19 protein-coding genes are annotated in these 15,741 nt (G+C 69.0%); 8 read left to right on the top strand and 11 right to left on the bottom strand.

The genetic code is table 11. From position 1 onward, the window contains the following. Positions 1 to 31 precede the first annotated feature (31 nt). Together phbB and BRESU_RS04085 are read left to right on the top strand one after the other, a co-directional pair. Positions 32 to 757, top strand: coding sequence for an acetoacetyl-CoA reductase (gene phbB, locus BRESU_RS04090; RefSeq protein ID WP_013268238.1), 726 nt, complete (start codon positions 32 to 34; stop codon positions 755 to 757). A 159-nt stretch (positions 758 to 916) separates the two neighbouring features. After that, the gene (locus tag BRESU_RS04085) at positions 917 to 1,597 is read left to right on the top strand and encodes a DUF4908 domain-containing protein (protein WP_245528596.1); all 681 of its coding nucleotides are present in this window, start codon (positions 917 to 919) and stop codon (positions 1,595 to 1,597) included. Here BRESU_RS04085 and gloB read toward each other — a convergent pair whose 3' ends face one another. Further along, positions 1,598 to 2,326, bottom strand: a complete 729-nt coding sequence (gene gloB / locus BRESU_RS04080) for a hydroxyacylglutathione hydrolase (RefSeq protein ID WP_013268236.1) — start codon at positions 2,324 to 2,326, stop codon at positions 1,598 to 1,600. It lies immediately after the preceding gene. Between the two features lie 47 nt (positions 2,327 to 2,373). Between gloB and BRESU_RS04075 the strand changes: the two genes are divergently transcribed. The 5 genes from BRESU_RS04075 (at position 2,374) to BRESU_RS04055 (ending at position 7,039) form a co-directional block, all read left to right on the top strand. Further along, positions 2,374 to 3,138 (top strand): class I SAM-dependent methyltransferase, encoded by a 765-nt coding sequence (locus BRESU_RS04075; protein ID WP_013268235.1) that lies wholly within the window; start codon positions 2,374 to 2,376, stop codon positions 3,136 to 3,138. Positions 3,139 to 3,149: 11 nt separating this feature from the next. Further along, the gene (locus BRESU_RS04070) at positions 3,150 to 3,662 is read left to right on the top strand and encodes a SixA phosphatase family protein (RefSeq protein WP_013268234.1); all 513 of its coding nucleotides are present in this window, start codon (positions 3,150 to 3,152) and stop codon (positions 3,660 to 3,662) included. Next, a complete protein-coding gene (locus BRESU_RS04065; RefSeq protein WP_013268233.1) occupies positions 3,659 to 4,009 on the top strand; it encodes a DUF952 domain-containing protein in 351 nt (116 codons plus the stop codon). Before BRESU_RS04070 ends, BRESU_RS04065 begins: the two co-directional genes overlap by 4 nt. Continuing rightward, complete coding sequence (locus tag BRESU_RS04060) at positions 4,006 to 5,037, top strand: quinone-dependent dihydroorotate dehydrogenase (protein ID WP_013268232.1); 1,032 nt, start codon at positions 4,006 to 4,008, stop codon at positions 5,035 to 5,037. The genes BRESU_RS04065 and BRESU_RS04060 overlap by 4 nt, the downstream gene beginning before the upstream one ends. Positions 5,038 to 5,107: 70 nt before the next feature. Beyond that, the gene (locus BRESU_RS04055) at positions 5,108 to 7,039 is read left to right on the top strand and encodes an ATP-binding protein (RefSeq protein WP_041761272.1); all 1,932 of its coding nucleotides are present in this window, start codon (positions 5,108 to 5,110) and stop codon (positions 7,037 to 7,039) included. Positions 7,040 to 7,095: 56 nt separating this feature from the next. Here BRESU_RS04055 and BRESU_RS04050 read toward each other — a convergent pair whose 3' ends face one another. Next, complete coding sequence (locus tag BRESU_RS04050) at positions 7,096 to 7,581, bottom strand: peroxiredoxin (protein WP_013268230.1); 486 nt, start codon at positions 7,579 to 7,581, stop codon at positions 7,096 to 7,098. A gap of 137 nt (positions 7,582 to 7,718) precedes the next feature. Between BRESU_RS04050 and BRESU_RS04045 the strand changes: the two genes are divergently transcribed. Next, positions 7,719 to 8,288, top strand: a complete 570-nt coding sequence (locus BRESU_RS04045; RefSeq protein WP_013268229.1) for a YqgE/AlgH family protein — start codon at positions 7,719 to 7,721, stop codon at positions 8,286 to 8,288. Between the two features lie 15 nt (positions 8,289 to 8,303). Here the strand turns inward: BRESU_RS04045 and BRESU_RS04040 are convergent, their stop codons facing one another. From BRESU_RS04040 to cyoE, 9 genes are all read right to left on the bottom strand, one after another. Then, positions 8,304 to 9,971, bottom strand: coding sequence for a putative bifunctional diguanylate cyclase/phosphodiesterase (locus BRESU_RS04040; protein WP_013268228.1), 1,668 nt, complete (start codon positions 9,969 to 9,971; stop codon positions 8,304 to 8,306). Between the two features lie 16 nt (positions 9,972 to 9,987). Next, the gene (locus tag BRESU_RS04035) at positions 9,988 to 10,584 is read right to left on the bottom strand and encodes a GNAT family N-acetyltransferase (protein ID WP_013268227.1); all 597 of its coding nucleotides are present in this window, start codon (positions 10,582 to 10,584) and stop codon (positions 9,988 to 9,990) included. A gap of 79 nt (positions 10,585 to 10,663) precedes the next feature. Then, positions 10,664 to 11,875: a M16 family metallopeptidase gene (locus BRESU_RS04030; protein WP_156796104.1), complete on the bottom strand. Its 1,212-nt coding sequence runs from the start codon at positions 11,873 to 11,875 to the stop codon at positions 10,664 to 10,666. 50 nt (positions 11,876 to 11,925) lie between these two features. Then, positions 11,926 to 12,642 (bottom strand): SURF1 family protein, encoded by a 717-nt coding sequence (locus BRESU_RS04025; RefSeq protein WP_013268225.1) that lies wholly within the window; start codon positions 12,640 to 12,642, stop codon positions 11,926 to 11,928. After that, the gene (locus BRESU_RS04020) at positions 12,635 to 13,030 is read right to left on the bottom strand and encodes a DUF983 domain-containing protein (protein WP_013268224.1); all 396 of its coding nucleotides are present in this window, start codon (positions 13,028 to 13,030) and stop codon (positions 12,635 to 12,637) included. Before BRESU_RS04020 ends, BRESU_RS04025 begins: the two co-directional genes overlap by 8 nt. An 8-nt stretch (positions 13,031 to 13,038) precedes the next feature. After that, positions 13,039 to 13,908 (bottom strand): cytochrome c oxidase subunit 3, encoded by an 870-nt coding sequence (locus BRESU_RS04015; protein ID WP_013268223.1) that lies wholly within the window; start codon positions 13,906 to 13,908, stop codon positions 13,039 to 13,041. Between the two features lie 60 nt (positions 13,909 to 13,968). Continuing rightward, positions 13,969 to 14,529 (bottom strand): cytochrome c oxidase assembly protein, encoded by a 561-nt coding sequence (locus BRESU_RS04010; protein WP_013268222.1) that lies wholly within the window; start codon positions 14,527 to 14,529, stop codon positions 13,969 to 13,971. Then, complete coding sequence (locus tag BRESU_RS17300; RefSeq protein ID WP_156796103.1) at positions 14,529 to 14,708, bottom strand: hypothetical protein; 180 nt, start codon at positions 14,706 to 14,708, stop codon at positions 14,529 to 14,531. Before BRESU_RS17300 ends, BRESU_RS04010 begins: the two co-directional genes overlap by 1 nt. Beyond that, positions 14,690 to 15,676 (bottom strand): heme o synthase, encoded by a 987-nt coding sequence (cyoE, locus tag BRESU_RS04005; RefSeq protein ID WP_013268220.1) that lies wholly within the window; start codon positions 15,674 to 15,676, stop codon positions 14,690 to 14,692. The genes BRESU_RS17300 and cyoE overlap by 19 nt, the downstream gene beginning before the upstream one ends. Positions 15,677 to 15,741: the final 65 nt, after the last annotated feature.

Here is a 15,741-nt window from a genome sequence, read left to right as displayed (position 1 = left end):
AGAAGCGGCCGTCAGGGAACAGGACACGCATATGGCTCGAGTGGCACTGGTCACGGGTGGAACCCGCGGCATCGGCAAGGCGATTGCGCAGCGTCTGAAGGAAGACGGCATGGCCGTCGCCTGCGGCTATTCCGGAAACGCCGAGGCGGCCGAGATGACGGCCCGCGAACTGGGCGTCATGGTCGTCAAGGGCAACGTCGGATCCTATGACGACTGCGCCCGCGCCGTCGCCGATGTGGAGGCCGAACTGGGCCCGATCGATGTGCTGATCAACAATGCCGGCATCACCCGCGACGGCTTCTTCCACAAGATGAGCGCCGACCAGTGGTCCGACGTGATCCGCGTCAACATGGACAGCGTGTTCAACATGACACGCCAGGTCATCAACGGCATGCGCGACCGGGGTTTCGGGCGCATCGTCAACATCAGTTCGATCAACGGCCAGAAGGGCCAGATCGGCCAGACCAACTATTCCGCCGCCAAGGCCGGGATGATCGGCTTCACCAAGGCCCTCGCCCTTGAAAATGCTCGCAAAGGCGTGACCGTCAACTGTATCGCGCCGGGCTATATCGACACCGAGATGGTCGGGGCGATGGACCAGAAGGTGCTGGATTCCATCATCGCCCAGATCCCTGTGGGCCGGCTGGGCAAGGGCGAGGAGATCGCCGACATGGTGTCCTGGCTGTCGGGCGAGCGTGCCGGATATGTCACAGGCTGCACCCTGTCGCTGAACGGCGGTCAATACCTCGTCGGCTGACCGCCCGGCTGCCCAAAATCCGCCGCGCACCCGGCGCAACCGTTGGCCATGAGTTCGAAGGTCCGGGTCGAGACGGCAAGAAGGCCGATCGCCACGGCGATGGCCCTTGCCGTCGCCGTGGCGGCAACCCTTTTTGAGTCGGGCAGCGCGGTGGCGCAGGTGCGTAGCAACGCACAGGCGGAACAGAGTCGAACCCTCGGCATCCGACCTTCGGTGGCCGGTCTGCCGCCATCGGGCCGATATGTGTCCGAGAGCGGTGAGTCCTTCATCTTCGACGGCTCGGGCTCGCGTCCCCTGTTCCGCTTCGAGCGCAGGGCTGAGACCTGGGTCCTGCGAACCTCGCCCGCTCCGCGCGGCGACGTCATCTATCGTAATGACGCGGGGGCCCAGATTCTGCGGGTAACGCCGGGAGGTGGGGTCACCCTCTACACTACCCGCGCGCCCAACGGTTCGCCTGCCGCGGTGGCCGGTCCAGCCGCCCCCCTCAGCCTGCCCCAGATCACGCCCACGCAGTTGATCACCTTCTCGATACAGCAGAGCGGCCGGATGAGCGCGGCCCTGGGCCATCTGGTTGCCGTCAACATCGAACTGGACCGCCCGGGATCGGAGCCCGTCGTCGCCGAGACCATCAGCGTGGTCACCGAGGCCGTGCTGCGCATGTCTCGCTCTGCGACCGTTCGGAACCAGGTGGCCCAGGTGCGCCGCATCCAGATCGAGGAAAGCAATCGTGCCTCCGTCTCTTTCTCCAACGGCGTCCTGACCATACTTTTCGTGGGTAATCAGGGCTTGGCCGGACGCCCGTCCTCGGCCCGGATCATCCGTGCGGTGTCCGGCGGCTGATCAGCCCTGAAAGCTGTCCTTGGCCGCGCGCCGCCGGGCGAACTCGACCGCATCCCCCGCCGTCAGGAAGGGGTTGAAGGCCCGCTCCACCGCCATGGTCGTCGGCACGGTCGGCTCGCCGCGCTCCCGCGCCGCGAAGATCGTGTCCGCATGGGCTGCCACTTCGGCCCGGTCATCGACGCTGAGGGTGAACCGGGCGTTGGCGGCCGTATACTCGTGGGCACCGTAGAGCACCGTCTGGTCCGGCCAGGCCAGCAGGCGGGACAGGCTGTCCCACATCTGTTCGGGCGTGCCCTCGAACAGCCGCCCGCAGCCCAGCGGAAACAGGGTGTCGCCGGTGAAGGCGATGCCGTCCTCGACCGACCGGAACACGACATGGCCCAGCGAATGACCGGGCGTGGCCGTGACATGCAGCCGGGTCTGGCCGATCGTCACCAGGTCCCCCTCCTCCACCACGCGGTCCAGCGGCGCGACCTTGCGCACCTCTTCCGGCCCCCAGATGTCGCAGCCGGTCTCGGCCTGCAGCCTCGCATTGCCCTCGGTGTGATCGGGGTGCCAGTGGGTGTTGATGATCCGGTCCAGCCGGCCCCACCCCAGCGCGGCGATACCGTCCAGGATCACCTGGGCGTCCGGCGTGTCGATCGCCGCGACCGTGCCCGTCGCCTCGTCCCGCGCCAGAAAGGCATAGTTGTCCGTGCGCGCCGGAAACAGGTGAACGGTCAGGGGCATGGGGTCGTCCTTGGATCGCGGGGCCTGATGGCCATATAGTCCTCGACATGCGCCGCGCCATCGAAGACCTGCGAACCTTCTACGGCGAACCCACGGGCGCGCTGGTCCGCCGCCTGCTGGCCAAGCGCCTGGACGACGCCTGGGGCGAGGCGATCGGCTGCGACGTCCTGGGCATCGGCTATGCCACACCCTGGCTGGATGCCTTCGTGGGTGCCCGCCGGGTCATCGCCGCCATGCCGTCCGGACAGGGGGTCGAGCTGTGGCCCGCCGCCGGTCGCAACCGCACCCTGCTGGTCGACGACCGGCGTCTGCCGTTCGCAGCCGGGTCGTTCGACCGTGTTCTGCTGGTCCATGCGCTGGAGGAGGCCGACGACCCCGCGCTGCTGCTGAGCGAGGCCGTCCGCGCGCTGGCCCCGACGGGACGCATCATCCTGGCCGCCGCCGCCCGGGGCGGACTGTGGGCGCGCGCGGAGGCGACCCCCTTCGGTCACGGGCGACCCTTCACGCGGGGGCAGCTGGAGCGGCTGGTGCGCGCCGCAGGCCTCGAGCCCACGGCCTGGTCCCAGACCCTGTACGTCCCGCCGTGGCCGCCGCTTCTCGGGCTGGCTGATGGCTTCGAACAGGTGGGCCGCCGCATCGCGCCGGGCTTCGCGGGCGTCATCCTGCTGGAGGCGACGCGTCAGGCCTATGCCCGCATCCGCCCGACCGGCGTGGCCCAGCGCGTCCGGGCCGAGGCGCGCGGATTGCAACCCCAGTCCGCGACGCGCGTCCCGACCGCAACCGGACTGGATACGGACCGCGAACCGCTTTAAGCCGCTGGGCCATGCACCGCCTGATCCTGATGCGCCATGCCAAGACCGAACGCGCCGCCGCGTCGGGTCTCGACCGCGACCGTGCCCTGACCCCGCGCGGGCTCGAGGACGCGATCCTGATGGGCGGGATTCTCGCCGACAAGGGTCTCCGCCCCGACCTCGCGCTCGTCTCGCCCGCCGTGCGCACGCGCCAGACCTGGGACGCCGTGCAGGAAGCCCTGGGGGACGTCGAGGTACGGATCGAGCCGCGCCTGTACGACGCCTCGCCCGAGACGATCCGCCGTCTGGTCGAGGATGCCGAGGAACAGGCCGGGTGCCTGCTGGTGATGGCGCACAACCCGGGCGTCCACACCCTCGCCATCGACTATCTGACCGAAAGCGCCGCATCGCCCTCGGTCATGGACCGGATGGCCGGCGGATTTCCCACCGGAGCCGCCGCCATCTTCGAAGTCGATGTCGCCGGACGCTGCGCCTACGACGGCTTCCTGACGCCCAAGGCCTTCGGCGGCGGCGCGGACGAATGAACGACGGGGTCGCTTTCAAGATCATCGACGCGGCCGAATGGCGACGGGCCTTGGCCGAAGGGACCTATGACGGGTCCGAAGTTGATCTGGCCGACGGCTTCATCCACCTGTCCACCGCTGAACAGCTGCCGGGCACGGCGGAGAAACACTATGCGGGCCGGTCGGACCTCATGCTGCTGGACGTCGACCTGACCGCCCTGGGCGACACGGTCCTGTGGGAGCCGTCGCGGGGCGGGGCCCTGTTCCCCCACATCCACGGGCCGCTTCCGACCCGGGCGGTGACGCGCGCCCGCGCCTGTTCCGTCTCGCCCTCCGGGCAGTTCGTCTTCGAGGGCGGCGCAGCGTGATCCCCGACCTCGGCACGGTCGCGCTGCGGCTGCTGGACCCCGAGACGGCGCACGGCCTCGCCATCGCCGCCCTGAAGCATGCGCCCCTACCTCGGGCGGAGCTCGATGATCCGATCCTGGCCACGCGGATCGCGGGGCTGGACCTGCCCAATCCGGTCGGGCTGGCCGCGGGTCTGGACAAGAATGCGGAAGCGCTGCACGGCCTTTCGCGCCTCGGTTTCGGCTTCGTGGAATGCGGCTCGGTCACGCCCCTGCCCCAGCCGGGCAATCCGAAGCCGCGCCTGTTCCGGCTGACCGAGGACCGGGCCATCATCAACCGGATGGGGTTCAACAACGCGGGCCTCGAGACCTTCGCCGGTCACCTGCGGGCCCGTCCGTCGGCCACCGTCGTCGGGGCCAATCTGGGGGCCAACAAGGACAGCGAGGACCGGGCCGCCGACTACGTCACCGGCCTGCGCCGCCTCACCGGCCTCGCCGACTATTTCACGGTCAACATCTCCTCGCCCAACACGCCGGGCCTGCGCGCACTGCAGGGCCGTGACGCCCTGGACGACCTGCTGGGCCGGGTGGCCGAGGCGCGGACCACGGCGGCCCCGGTCTTCCTCAAGATCGCGCCCGACCTGACCGCCGCAGAGATCGCCATGATCGTGGAGGCGGCCCTCGCCCACCGCGTCGACGCCCTGATCGTGTCCAACACCACGCTTGACCGGCCCGACGGCCTGCGGTCGTCCGACAGGACCGAGGCCGGCGGCCTGTCCGGCGACCCGCTGAAGGCCCGCGCCCTGACCGCGCTTCGCGACGCGGCCGCGGTCGCCGCGGGCCGCATTCCCCTGATCGGCGTGGGCGGCATCGCCTCGGGTCAGGACGCCTGGGACCGTATCCGGGCCGGGGCCTCGGCCATCCAGATCTATTCGGCCCTGATCTACGAGGGCCCTAGTCTGGTCGGCCGGATCAAGCGCGATCTGGTCGCCCGTCTGCGCGCCGAAGGTTTTTCCTCCGTCTCGGACGCCGTTGGCGCTTCGCGTTGACGGAGCGTTAGGCCCGATCTGCCATGGTCTCCGCATGCGGGACCAACACCGCCAGTTTTCGGGGGTGAGCATGTCGGAGGCCAGCACGGACACGTCCAGAAGCTGGGCCCCTGCGATTCGCAGCCGTCGCCAGGCCCTCATGCAGCGTCTGGGCATGGGCGCCGCCACCGCCATGATCTTCAGCCCGATGTTCGGTTGGAAGTTCAGTGCCTTCTGGGTCACCGGCTACTTCCTGATCCAGGTGCTGGAGATGCTGGTCTTCGCGCCGATCACCAGCGGCCAGTCTGCGCGCATGGGACCGGCGCGGACCATCGCCGGATGGGTGCTGCTGTTCTCCAACGCGGCGGCTTTCGGCAGTCTGTCGATTCCGCTGTGGCTGACCGGCGGCCCCATGGGCGGGGTCTGCGCCGCCATCCTGTGCGCCTCCGGTGCCATCTACGGCACGATCAATTCGCCCGGATCGCGCGCGGTCCTCGCGGTGACCATCACGCCGCATTTCCTCTACATGTTCGCCACGCCGTTCTGGATGTCGTGGTACGGCGCGTCGCCGTCGTTCCTGACCGCGGTCTGCGTGGCCTATGCGGTGTTCGGGACCTACTGCCTGTCCACCTGGAAGAGCATGGACCGGGCCGCCCAGGCCGAGCAGGCCGCGCGTCTCGACGCCGATCGTCGCCGGGCCGAGGCCGAGAGCGCCATGGCCGGTCGCGCCGCCTTCCTGGCCGCCGTCGGCCACGACCTGCGCACCCCGATCAGCGCCATCATGACAGGCGCCGCCGAGCTGGAACGTGGCGCGGTCGACGGGGCCGCCCGATCCCAGGCCGCCCTGATCACCGACGCCGGCATCATGATGAAGGCCCTGCTGGACGACCTGCTCGACCACGCCAAACTGGGCGCCGGCCGGATGACGGTCGAGGTGGTGGATTTCAACCTGCGCAGCCTGATCGCCCAGACGGTGATGTTCTGGCAGGGCGAGGCCCGCGCCAGGGGTCTGACCCTGCGCGTGGAGGGTGCCTCCACCGTACCGGCCGCCGTCCGGGGCGATCCGATGCGACTGCGCCAGGTGCTGAACAACCTCATCTCCAACGCCATGAAGTTCACGACCGAAGGGTCGGTCACCCTGAACCTCAAGGTCTGGATCGAAGAACCCGCCAACTATGCCGTGCTGATCGAGGTGGCCGACACCGGTCCCGGCATGACGGCCCAGCAGCTGGACCGGCTTTTCACACCGTTCGACCAGACCGAGGACGGCGTCAGCGCCCGCCACGGCGGCACGGGTCTGGGTCTGTCGATCAGCCGCGATCTCGCCCAGCTGATGGGCGGCCGCCTGACGGCCCGCAGCCTGCCCGGTCAGGGGGCCGCCTTTACCGTGTCCCTGATGCTGCCGCAGGGGGACGCCGGCGCGATCGCGCCCCGGACCCTCAGCGACGACAGCCGGGGCGACATCGTCCGCAGCCTCGCCCCACGGATCGCGGGCAGCCGGACGGCGCGGGAGGTGGTGGACCTGCCGGCGACCGAACCGGTCCTGCGCCAAGCGCCGCAGGCTGAGCCCGAGCCCGTCGACGCCGCCGGCGAGGCGGACGCCGAGCGTCCGCTGCGCGTTCTGGTCGTCGACGACCACGACATCAATCGCCGGGCCGTGGAGCTGATCCTCGCGCCGCTGGGCTGCGATATCTGCACGGCCGCCGACGGACTTGTGGCCCTGGCCCGATGCGAGGCGACGGTCTTCGACGTCATCTTCATGGACGTCCGCATGCCCGAGCTGGATGGTCGCGAGACCACGCGTCGGCTGCGCGCGGGCGGCGGCATCAATGCCGACGTCCCCGTCATCGCCGTCACCGCCGACACATCCCCGGACGACATCGCCGCCTGCATGGCCGCCGGCATGACCTATTTCGTCTCCAAGCCCCTGACCCCCGCGGCCCTGCTGGGCGCGCTGAGTCATGTGCTGTCTGGAGAGGCGGACGAGACGGCCCCGGCCGAAGCCGAGACCGCCGTCGCCTGAGACCGGCCCTCGCTCAGGCGAGTGTCCTTCAGCCGGGCGTCAACGCCCCGGGCTTTTCAGAGCTGCGCCAGCAGGTGCTCGGCCGACGAGACCTTGAACTCGCCGCCCTGCTCGATGTTCAGCTGTTCGACCACGCCGTCCTTGACCAGCATCGAATAGCGCTGCGACCGCTCGCCCATGCCGAAGCCGCGCGCGTCCAGCGTCAGACCCAGGGTCCGCGTGAAGTCGCCCGAACCGTCGGCCAGCATGACCACGTCGGCCTCGGTCAGGCTCTGGCTCTCGGCCCAGGCCTTCAGCACGAAGGCATCGTTGACCGACAGACAGGCGATCGTGTCGACGCCCTTGTCCGCCAGGGCCGACTTGTTGTCGACGAAGCCCGGCAGGTGGCGGGCCGAGCAGGTCGGGGTGAAGGCCCCGGGAACGGCGAACAGGGCGACGGTCTTGCCCTTGAAGAACTCGTCGGTCTGGACCGGACGCGGACCATCGGCGGTCGGGGTCATCAGCGTGGCCGAGGGGATGCGGTCACCGATCTGGATGGTCATGGGCAGGCTCCGGAAGATCTTTGAATGCGGCGACGCGCGCCAGTGGGCGTCAGATAGGCGGACCGGGACCCGACGCCAAGCGACATCGTGATGCGGCACGGCTTGCGTCGCGCCCTCTCCGACCCGATCATTCACCCATGACCGCTTTTGAACCCCTGACCGGACGCCTGCTGGTCGCCATGCCGGGCATCGGCGATCCGCGGTTCGAGCATGCCGTCATCCTCGTCTGTGCCCACGATCCCGACCATGCCATGGGCCTGCGGATCGACCGCCCCGCCCCCGGCGTGGCGCTGAAAGGGGTCCTGACGAAACTGGACGTCGCCGCGCCCGACCGGACGGCGGCCACGCCGGTGCTGGTCGGAGGGCCCGTGGAGCGCGAGCGCGGGTTCGTCCTCCACACCGACGACTGGATGGTCGATGACAGTTCGTCTCCGGTGTCCGAGGGTCTGGCCCTGACCGCGACGCGCGAGGCCCTGGCCGCCATGACCGATCCCCTGGCGGGTCCGCGGCGCGCCGTCCTTCTGCTGGGCTATGCCGGCTGGGGCGAAGGCCAGCTGGAAGAGGAACTGGCCGAGAATGTCTGGCTGACCGCCGACGCCGATCTCGATCTGCTGTTCGATACGGACTTCGACACCAAATGGGCGCGCGCCCTGGCCGGGATCGGCGTCGATGCCGCCCGGCTGTCCAGCCAGAGCGGCCGGGCCTAGTCCGGCCGTCGGGGACTAGGCCGAGCGCGCCTTGAGCGGCGCGGCCCCGTCGGACAGGCTTTCGTTCAGATAGACCTCGGCCTCCTGCGCCGGCAGGGCGGGGGCATAGCCGAAGCCCTGCCCGTAGTGGCAGCTGGCGTCCAGCAGCAGCTTGGCCAGGGTCGCGTTCTCCACCCCCTCGGCGACGACTTCCAGATTGAGGTCGCGCCCCAGGTTGACGACCGACTTGACGATCTTGGCCGAGCCCTCGTCCTTGTTCATCGTCAGCACGAAATAGCGATCGATCTTCAGCGTGTCGAAGGGCAGGCGCGCCAGGTACGACAGCGACGAGAACCCGGTGCCGAAGTCGTCCAGCGCCAGCGAGGCCCCGACGTCCTTCAGCTTCTGCAGGATCACGGCCGCCGTCGCCGTGTCGCGCATGATGTCGCCTTCGGTGACCTCCAGCTTCAGCGCGCCGCGCGGCAGGCCGGTCTCTTTGATGACCCGGGCGACGTCCTCGACCAGGTTCGGCCGCTCGATCTCGCCGACCGACAGATTGACGCTGCAGAACAGCTTTCCGGCCATGGGGTGGCGCTGCAGCCAGTCGGCCAGCTGCCGTGCCGACTGGGTCATCATCATCAGACCCAGATCGTTCATCAGGCCCATCTCGTCGGTCAGGCCCAGGAACTCATCCGGCGGCACCAGGCCGCGTTTGGGGTGACGCCAGCGGGCCAGGGCCTCGAACCCGGCCACCGCGCCGGTGTTCAGGTTCACGATCGGCTGGAAGAAGGGCTCGATCTCGCCGCGCACGAAGGCGTTCCTCAGGTCGGCTTCCAGCGCCAGCCGGGACAGGCTGTCGCTTTCCAGCGCCCGGCCATAGACGGCGACCCCGCCGCGTCCGACCTTCTTGGCCGACCCCACGGCCAGCTCGACCCGACGCAGCAGCTCGGCGGCATCCGGCGCATCCGGGCCGCCTTCGCAGGTGACCGAACCGATCGAGACGGTCGGATAGATGTCGAATCCCGCGACCCGCAGGGGCTGCTCCAGCGCCTCGCGCAGGCGGTCGGCGGCATTGCCGATCCCGCGCGGCAGGATCGCGGCGAACTCATCCTCCCCGATGCGGGCGGGCGAGGCCTCGTTCGAAAAGGCAGCGGACATCCGCGACCCCAGGGCCGAGATCACCATGTCCGTCCGTTCGTGGCCCAGGGCCTCGTTCAGACGACGCAGCCGGTCGATGTCGGCGACGACCATGTCGTATTCCCCGGGGGCCGTCAGGGTCTCCGCCGCGCGGGTCAGGAAGGTCCGGCGGTCCAGCAGGCCGGTCAGGGCGTCCTTGTCCGAGCCGGAGATCTTGGCCTCCACGGCCACCATGCCGGCGGCCCGCAGGCCGTCTTCCAGCCACACCCCGCGCCACAGGCAGGTCTCGGACCCGCGCATGCGCAGGCGCACGGCGATCTCGGTGCCTTCCTCGGCCGGCTTCAGGATGCGCTCGGCCAGCGACCGGTCCTGGGGCAGGGACAGGGCGATGAAGGCGGCACCCGAACACTCGGGGGCCAGCGGGCCCAGGCCCAGGGATCGGGTCGCCCCGGTAAAGCGGATGGAGTCCTCGGCCGGTGTCCAGATCCACAGGGCGGAGTCGGCGGCGGCCAGCGCCTCGATCGCCGTCGTCGCGTCCCAGGTCAGGGTTCTGGATCGCGCGTTCAAGGCGGTCACTGTTCCTTCAGGCGTGGGTCCGGACCACGGGATCGTCGCACACCAGACCGAACAAAAGATGGTCTGCCCATGTGCCGTTAATTTTCAGATAAGCCCGGGCCTCGCCCTCCTTCACAAAGCCCGCCTTTTCCAGCACCCGGCGAGAGGCCAGGTTCGTCGGCAGGCACGAGGCCTCCAGCCGGTGCAGGCGCGCGGACTGGAAGGCGAAGCGGGTCATCGTGCGGACCGCCGCTGTGCCTATGCCCTGCCCCGCGAACGGCTGGCCGATCCAGTAGCCCAGCGTGCCCGTCTCCGCGACGCCGCGCCGGACGTTCGACAGGGTGATCGCGCCGTGCAACGTGCGCCCCGAAGGATCGAGGATGAAGAAGGGCCAGGCGTGGCCCAGCTCCATCTCGCGCGCATAGACCCCGAGCCGCCGCCGGAACGCCGCCTTGGTCAGGTCGTCATCGGGCCAGGACGGCTCCCAGGGTTGAAGATAGTCCCGCGACTGTTCGCGCAGCTCGGACCAGGCCGCATAGTCGCCCGCCCGGGGCGGCCGCAGCAGCACCCCCTGGCCCTCCACCACGGGACCGGTTGCATCCGTCATCCAGTCCAGCAGGGCCATGGGTTGAGAGACTAACTCACGGTCGGCACGGATGGCGAGATTAAATCCTCACTCGGGAGCGGAGCGAACGGGGGAGGCCTCAGCGGGCCACGCGTTCCAGGAAGGCCTTGCCGGCTCCGGCCGCAGCCCTGGGCCCCAGCACCGCCGTCGCGGCCAGGCCGGACGCCAGAACCCGCGCCCCGACAGCCCTCAGGTCCCCGGCCGACACCGCCTCCAGCCGCGTCACGGTGTCGTCGGACGCGACGGGTCGGCCGAACATCAGGGTCTGGGCCGCGTTGCGCCCCGCACGGCTGGCGGGGCTTTCGTCGGACATCCACACCCCGCCGCGCAGCACGGCCTTGGCGCGGGACAGCTCGGCGTCGGTCGGCCCCTTGTCGGTCAGGTCACGCACCTCGTCCGCGCAGACCTCGGCCAGCTCGACCGAGCGATCCGCCGCGGCGCCCGCATAGATTCCCAGCACGCCGGTATCGTCATAGGGCTCATGATAGGCGTCGATGGCATAGGCTAGGCCCCGGTCTTCCCGCGCGCTCTGGAACAGGCGGGAGGCCATGCCGCCTCCCAGGATCTCGCTGAATAGCCGCATCGCCGGCATGGCCGCGTCGTGGACCGGGATGGCCGGCAGCTGGAACACCAGATTGGCCTGTTCGATCTTTCGGCCCAGCGTCGCCACCCCGCCGGTGAAGCGCGCCGGCTCCGGTGCATCGGCGGGCATGGCCACGGCATCGCCGAACCAGCGCTCGGCCAGGGCCAGCAGTTCGGTCTCGTCCACGGCTCCAGACACGGCGACTACCATCCGGTCCGGCGAATACAGCCGTGCGCGCCAGGCCTCGATGGAGGCGCGGTCGACGGGTTTCAGGCTGTCGACCGAGCCCAGGATCGGCCGTCCCATGGGCTGGCCGGCAAAGGCCATGGTCTGGGCCATCTCGAAGACGTGGTCGTCGGGGGTGTCGAAGGCCTCGGCGATCTCCTGGGCGACGACGTCCTTTTCTCGCTCGATCTCGGCGGGATCGAGCGCGGGGCGAAAGACCAGATCCGACAGCACCTGCATGGCCAGGCCCAGAGACCCGTCCAGGGCCCGCACCTCGAAACTGGTCCGCTCATAGCCGGTGGCGGCGTTGATCGATCCCCCCTCGGCTTCGATGCGTTCGACGATCTCGCGCGCGCCCATGTCGCCCGCGCCCTTGAACACCAGATGTTCGAGCAGATGCGACCAACCGGACCGGCTCTCGCTTTCCCACCGCGTTCCGCCCCGCACGGCGACCGTCAGGGCCAGGGTGCGCAGGCCCGGCATGGGATCGCAGACGACGCGAACGCCATTGGACAGGGTGTGGATCGTGGCGGTCAGGAGGGCGTCTTTCTGGTTCGACGGACGAGCACGGCCACATAGAAACCGATCAGGGCCAGCGCCAGTCCGAACCAGGTCAGGGCATAGCCGAGGTGGTTGTTCGAGAACGCCGCCGGAGGCGCGGTGGCGATCAGGGCGGGGATTTCCGGATTGGGCGAGCTGACGGCGTACAGGGTGAACTCGGACGGGCCGGCGGCCCCGAGAGCGGCCGCCATGGCCGCATTGTCCCGACCGAAGAAGCGGCCCTGGGACGGCGCGGGCACCATCGGACCCGGGGGCGGCGTGCGACGCAGCTCCACCACCATGGCCAGCGGCAGGGTCGAGGCCATCACGCGCGGCCGATCGCTCACGGCCTCGGGCAGGAAGCCGCGGTCAACGAGGAAGGTCTGCGTCATGCCCTCGGGCACGCAGGCCGAGACCAGGCGCCGGCCCGGCTCGCCGTCGTGGATGGACTGCAACTCGACGAAGGCGGCGGTCGGCAGGCCGCGACAGACGACCAGAGCCTTGCGGAACTCGGGATCGGGGGCGGTCAGAACGTCCGTCAGGGGCGCAGGAGCCAGGGCCGCGGCCGCGTCCGCCTGATCCATCAGGCCTTCCTTCCACTGCAGCCGCTGCACCTGCCAGGTGCCGAGCGCGCAGAGGATGACCACGCAGACGGCGATGAAGGCCGTGAGCAGGATCGGAAACCGTGTCGTCGTCGGCCCGTCAGTCATCGCGGCTCGCCTGTCCCGCCTTGTTGCGCATCTGCAGGGCGATCATCGCCCCCTTGCCCGGCCGCATCAGCCCCAGCGACAGGATCAGCACCAGCGGCAGGAAGATCACCAGGTGCACCCACATGGGCGGCGAATAGGCGATCTCGACGAACAGGGCGGTGAAGACCACGATTCCGCCCGCGATCTGCATGACGAAGATGGCGGCCCCGTCGCCGGTGTTCAGCCGGGTGAAATCGAAGCCGCAGACGGCGCAGGTGTCGACCACCTTCAGGAAGCCGGAAAACAGCCTGCCCTTGCCGCAGTTCGGGCACCGGCAAAGCAGACCGGCGCGGATCGCATGGATCCGCGCCGGCTGGGTCGCATCAGGTTTGATAGGGCCTTCGGTCAATCCCGGCCTTAGCCGAAGATCACGTAGACGAAGGCGAACAGGAACAGCCAGACCACGTCCACGAAGTGCCAGTACCAGGCCGCCGCCTCGAAGCCGAAATGCTTCTGCGGCGTGAACTGGCCGGCCAGCAGGCGTCCCAGGCAGACCGCCAGGAAGATGGTCCCCATCAGGACGTGGAACCCGTGGAACCCCGTCGCCATGAAGAAGATATTGCCATACAGCTTGGAGTTGCCGGCGTCGGCGTTGAAGAACTCCTGCGCGTGCAGGATGTGGTAGTATTCGTAGACCTGGACCACGGTGAAGAAGAGGCCCAGGGCCACGGTGATGATCAGTCCCAGACGGGCACCCTTGCGGTCACCGATCTGCAGCGCGTGGTGCGCCCAGGTGACCGTTGTGCCGCTGAGCAGCAGGATCACGGTGTTCAGAAGCGGCAGCTGCCACGGGTCCAGGGTGTTGATGCCCTTGGGCGGCCAGGTCGACCAGGCGGCGGCGGTGTCGGCCCAATTGCCGATCTCGGGGATATGGGCGCGCGCCTCGTTGAACACGGCCATCTCGAAGAACATCCAGAAGAAGGCCGCGAAGAACATGACCTCGGACGCGATGAACAGCGTCATGCCGTAGCGCAGGCCGATCGACACGACCGGCGTGTGGTCGCCGCGGCGGCTTTCCTTGATGACGTCCGCCCACCAGCCGAAGCTGGCATAGAGCACGCCCGCCAGACCGGCGAAGAACAGCCAGCTCGTGCCCTCGGGCATGCCGAACACGCCCTTCATCCAGGCCACGGCACCGACCATCATGATGGTCGTGGCGATCGAGGAGATCAGCGGCCAGGGGCTGGGATCGACAAGGTGGTAATCGTGATGCGGAGCGTGGGCCATGCGTCTTGCGGTCTCTGAATCGTCAGATCGGGAGGATGGTGTGGGCTATAGCGTCGGGGATCAGCCCGCGCCAGTGGTGGCGGGCTTTTCGTCTTCGGAGACGGGATAGAAGGTGTAGCTGAGCGTGATTTCCTGCACCCCGCGGGTTTCCGCATCGGTGGCCATTTCGGGGGCGACGAAATACTGGACGGGAAACTTGCGGGTTTCCCCCGCCGCGATCGTCTGGTCGTCGAAGCAGAAGCACTGAAGCTTCTGGAAATAGGCTCCGGTGCTTTCCGGCACCACGTTGTAGGCGGCGCGCGCCTGGATCGGCTGGTCCGACGTGTTGGTGACGTCGAAATAGGCCAGGCCCGTCTCGCCGACGCGGACCTGCTGGGTCACCTGTTCGGCATGGAAGGTCATCGGCAGCTTGCGGACGTTGGTATCGAAGCGGACGGTGACCATCCGGTCCAGGATCTGATCGGGGGCGGCGTCCGCGCGGCGCACGGTCCCGTCGAAGCCCGTGACCTGACAGAACATCTTGTAAAGCGGCACCGCCGCGAACGCGGCGCCTGTCATGGTCAGCACCAGGCCGGCGCAGACCAGGGCGATGGCGTTGGCGGACTTCAGCTTGAGGCCCATCAGCGCGCCCGCTCCGCCACGACCTGCTGCTGGGCCGTGCGTTCCGCCAGGTTCCGCTGCATGCGCAGGAAGGTGGTCGAGAAGATCAGCACCACGAAGGCCGCGAGACCCAGCGCGATCCAGAGGCTGCGCTTGTTGCGGGCGGCGAGTTGGTCGGGCGTCAGGAACACAGGGTGCATCCTCCGGTAATGCCAAGGCTCTCGACCAGAAGGGCCGCGAACAGGGCCATCAGATAAAGGATCGAGAAGGCGAAAAGATTGCGGGCCGGTTTGGCCTCCGCGCGCACATCATACAATGCGGCCTCTCGCCCCACAGCCTCGGCCTTGTCGGGCGCGTCACCCGCGCGCGAGCGCCAGATCCGCACCGCCAGGGCCAGGAACAGCGCGCCGCCGCCGATCGACACGGCCAGATAGACCGGCCCGCCCATGCCCGTGAATCCGGGCGCGATCGCGATCGGCACGAGGACGAGGCTGTAGAGCAGGATCTGCAGCCGCGTGGACTTCGCGCCGCGCGCCACCGGCATCATCGGAATGCCCGCCTTGGCGTAGTCGCCGGTGGAATAGAGGGCCAGGGCCCAGCTGTGCGGCGGGGTCCACAGGAAGATGATCAGGAACAGCAGCCACGCCTGCCACGGGGCCGAGCCCGTCGCCGCCGCCCAGCCGATGACCGGGGGGAACGCCCCCGCCGCGCCGCCGATGACGATGTTCTGCGGCGTCCGGCGCTTCAGCATCAGGGTGTAGAAGACCGCGTAGTAGAGAATGGTCATGAGCAGCAGCCCGGCCGCGAACCAGTTGGTGTTCATCCCCAGCAGCATGACCGAGAACACCGACAGGACGACGCCGAACGCCATGGCGTCGTTCTTCTTCAGCCGGCCGGCGGCCACGGGCCGACCGCGCGTGCGTCGCATCAGGGCGTCGGTGTCGCCCTCCAGCGCCATGTTGAACGCCCCCGCCGCCCCGGCGCCGATGGCGATGCACAGGACCGCGATGGCCCCGACGAACGGATTGACCGAGCCCGGTGCCACGACCAGCCCGGTCAGCGCCGTGAACACCACCAGCGACATGACGCGCGGCTTCAGCAGCTGAAAGAAATCCTCCGGCTGGGTGGTCGAGACGGTGGGGGTGGCGGTCACGGGGGTCTGTGTCATTTCAAAATGTGAGAGGGCCGCCCCCCGGTCGGGAGACGGCCCTCGTCCTATCACGAACGGGACGG

It is taken from the genome of Brevundimonas subvibrioides ATCC 15264 (assembly GCF_000144605.1).
Taxonomy (GTDB): domain Bacteria; phylum Pseudomonadota; class Alphaproteobacteria; order Caulobacterales; family Caulobacteraceae; genus Brevundimonas; species Brevundimonas subvibrioides.
This window is presented reverse-complemented; position numbering and strand designations above follow the sequence as displayed.

Bases quoted from the DNA above. Each gene is read 5' to 3' on its own strand.
- phbB (WP_013268238.1), top strand. From the start codon at position 32: ATGGCTCGAGTGGCACTGGTCACGGGTGGAACCCGCGGCATCGGCAAG.
- gloB (WP_013268236.1), bottom strand. From the start codon at position 2,326: ATGCCCCTGACCGTTCACCTGTTTCCGGCGCGCACGGACAACTATGCC.
- BRESU_RS04075 (WP_013268235.1), top strand. From the start codon at position 2,374: ATGCGCCGCGCCATCGAAGACCTGCGAACCTTCTACGGCGAACCCACG.
- BRESU_RS04070 (WP_013268234.1), top strand. From the start codon at position 3,150: ATGCACCGCCTGATCCTGATGCGCCATGCCAAGACCGAACGCGCCGCC.
- BRESU_RS04065 (WP_013268233.1), top strand. From the start codon at position 3,659: ATGAACGACGGGGTCGCTTTCAAGATCATCGACGCGGCCGAATGGCGA.
- BRESU_RS04055 (WP_041761272.1), top strand. From the start codon at position 5,108: ATGTCGGAGGCCAGCACGGACACGTCCAGAAGCTGGGCCCCTGCGATT.
- BRESU_RS04050 (WP_013268230.1), bottom strand. From the start codon at position 7,581: ATGACCATCCAGATCGGTGACCGCATCCCCTCGGCCACGCTGATGACC.
- BRESU_RS04045 (WP_013268229.1), top strand. From the start codon at position 7,719: ATGACCGCTTTTGAACCCCTGACCGGACGCCTGCTGGTCGCCATGCCG.
- BRESU_RS04035 (WP_013268227.1), bottom strand. From the start codon at position 10,584: ATGGCCCTGCTGGACTGGATGACGGATGCAACCGGTCCCGTGGTGGAG.
- BRESU_RS04030 (WP_156796104.1), bottom strand. From the start codon at position 11,875: ATGCCGGGCCTGCGCACCCTGGCCCTGACGGTCGCCGTGCGGGGCGGA.
- BRESU_RS04025 (WP_013268225.1), bottom strand. From the start codon at position 12,642: ATGACTGACGGGCCGACGACGACACGGTTTCCGATCCTGCTCACGGCC.
- BRESU_RS04015 (WP_013268223.1), bottom strand. From the start codon at position 13,908: ATGGCCCACGCTCCGCATCACGATTACCACCTTGTCGATCCCAGCCCC.
- BRESU_RS04010 (WP_013268222.1), bottom strand. From the start codon at position 14,529: ATGGGCCTCAAGCTGAAGTCCGCCAACGCCATCGCCCTGGTCTGCGCC.
- BRESU_RS17300 (WP_156796103.1), bottom strand. From the start codon at position 14,708: ATGCACCCTGTGTTCCTGACGCCCGACCAACTCGCCGCCCGCAACAAG.
- cyoE (WP_013268220.1), bottom strand. From the start codon at position 15,676: ATGACACAGACCCCCGTGACCGCCACCCCCACCGTCTCGACCACCCAG.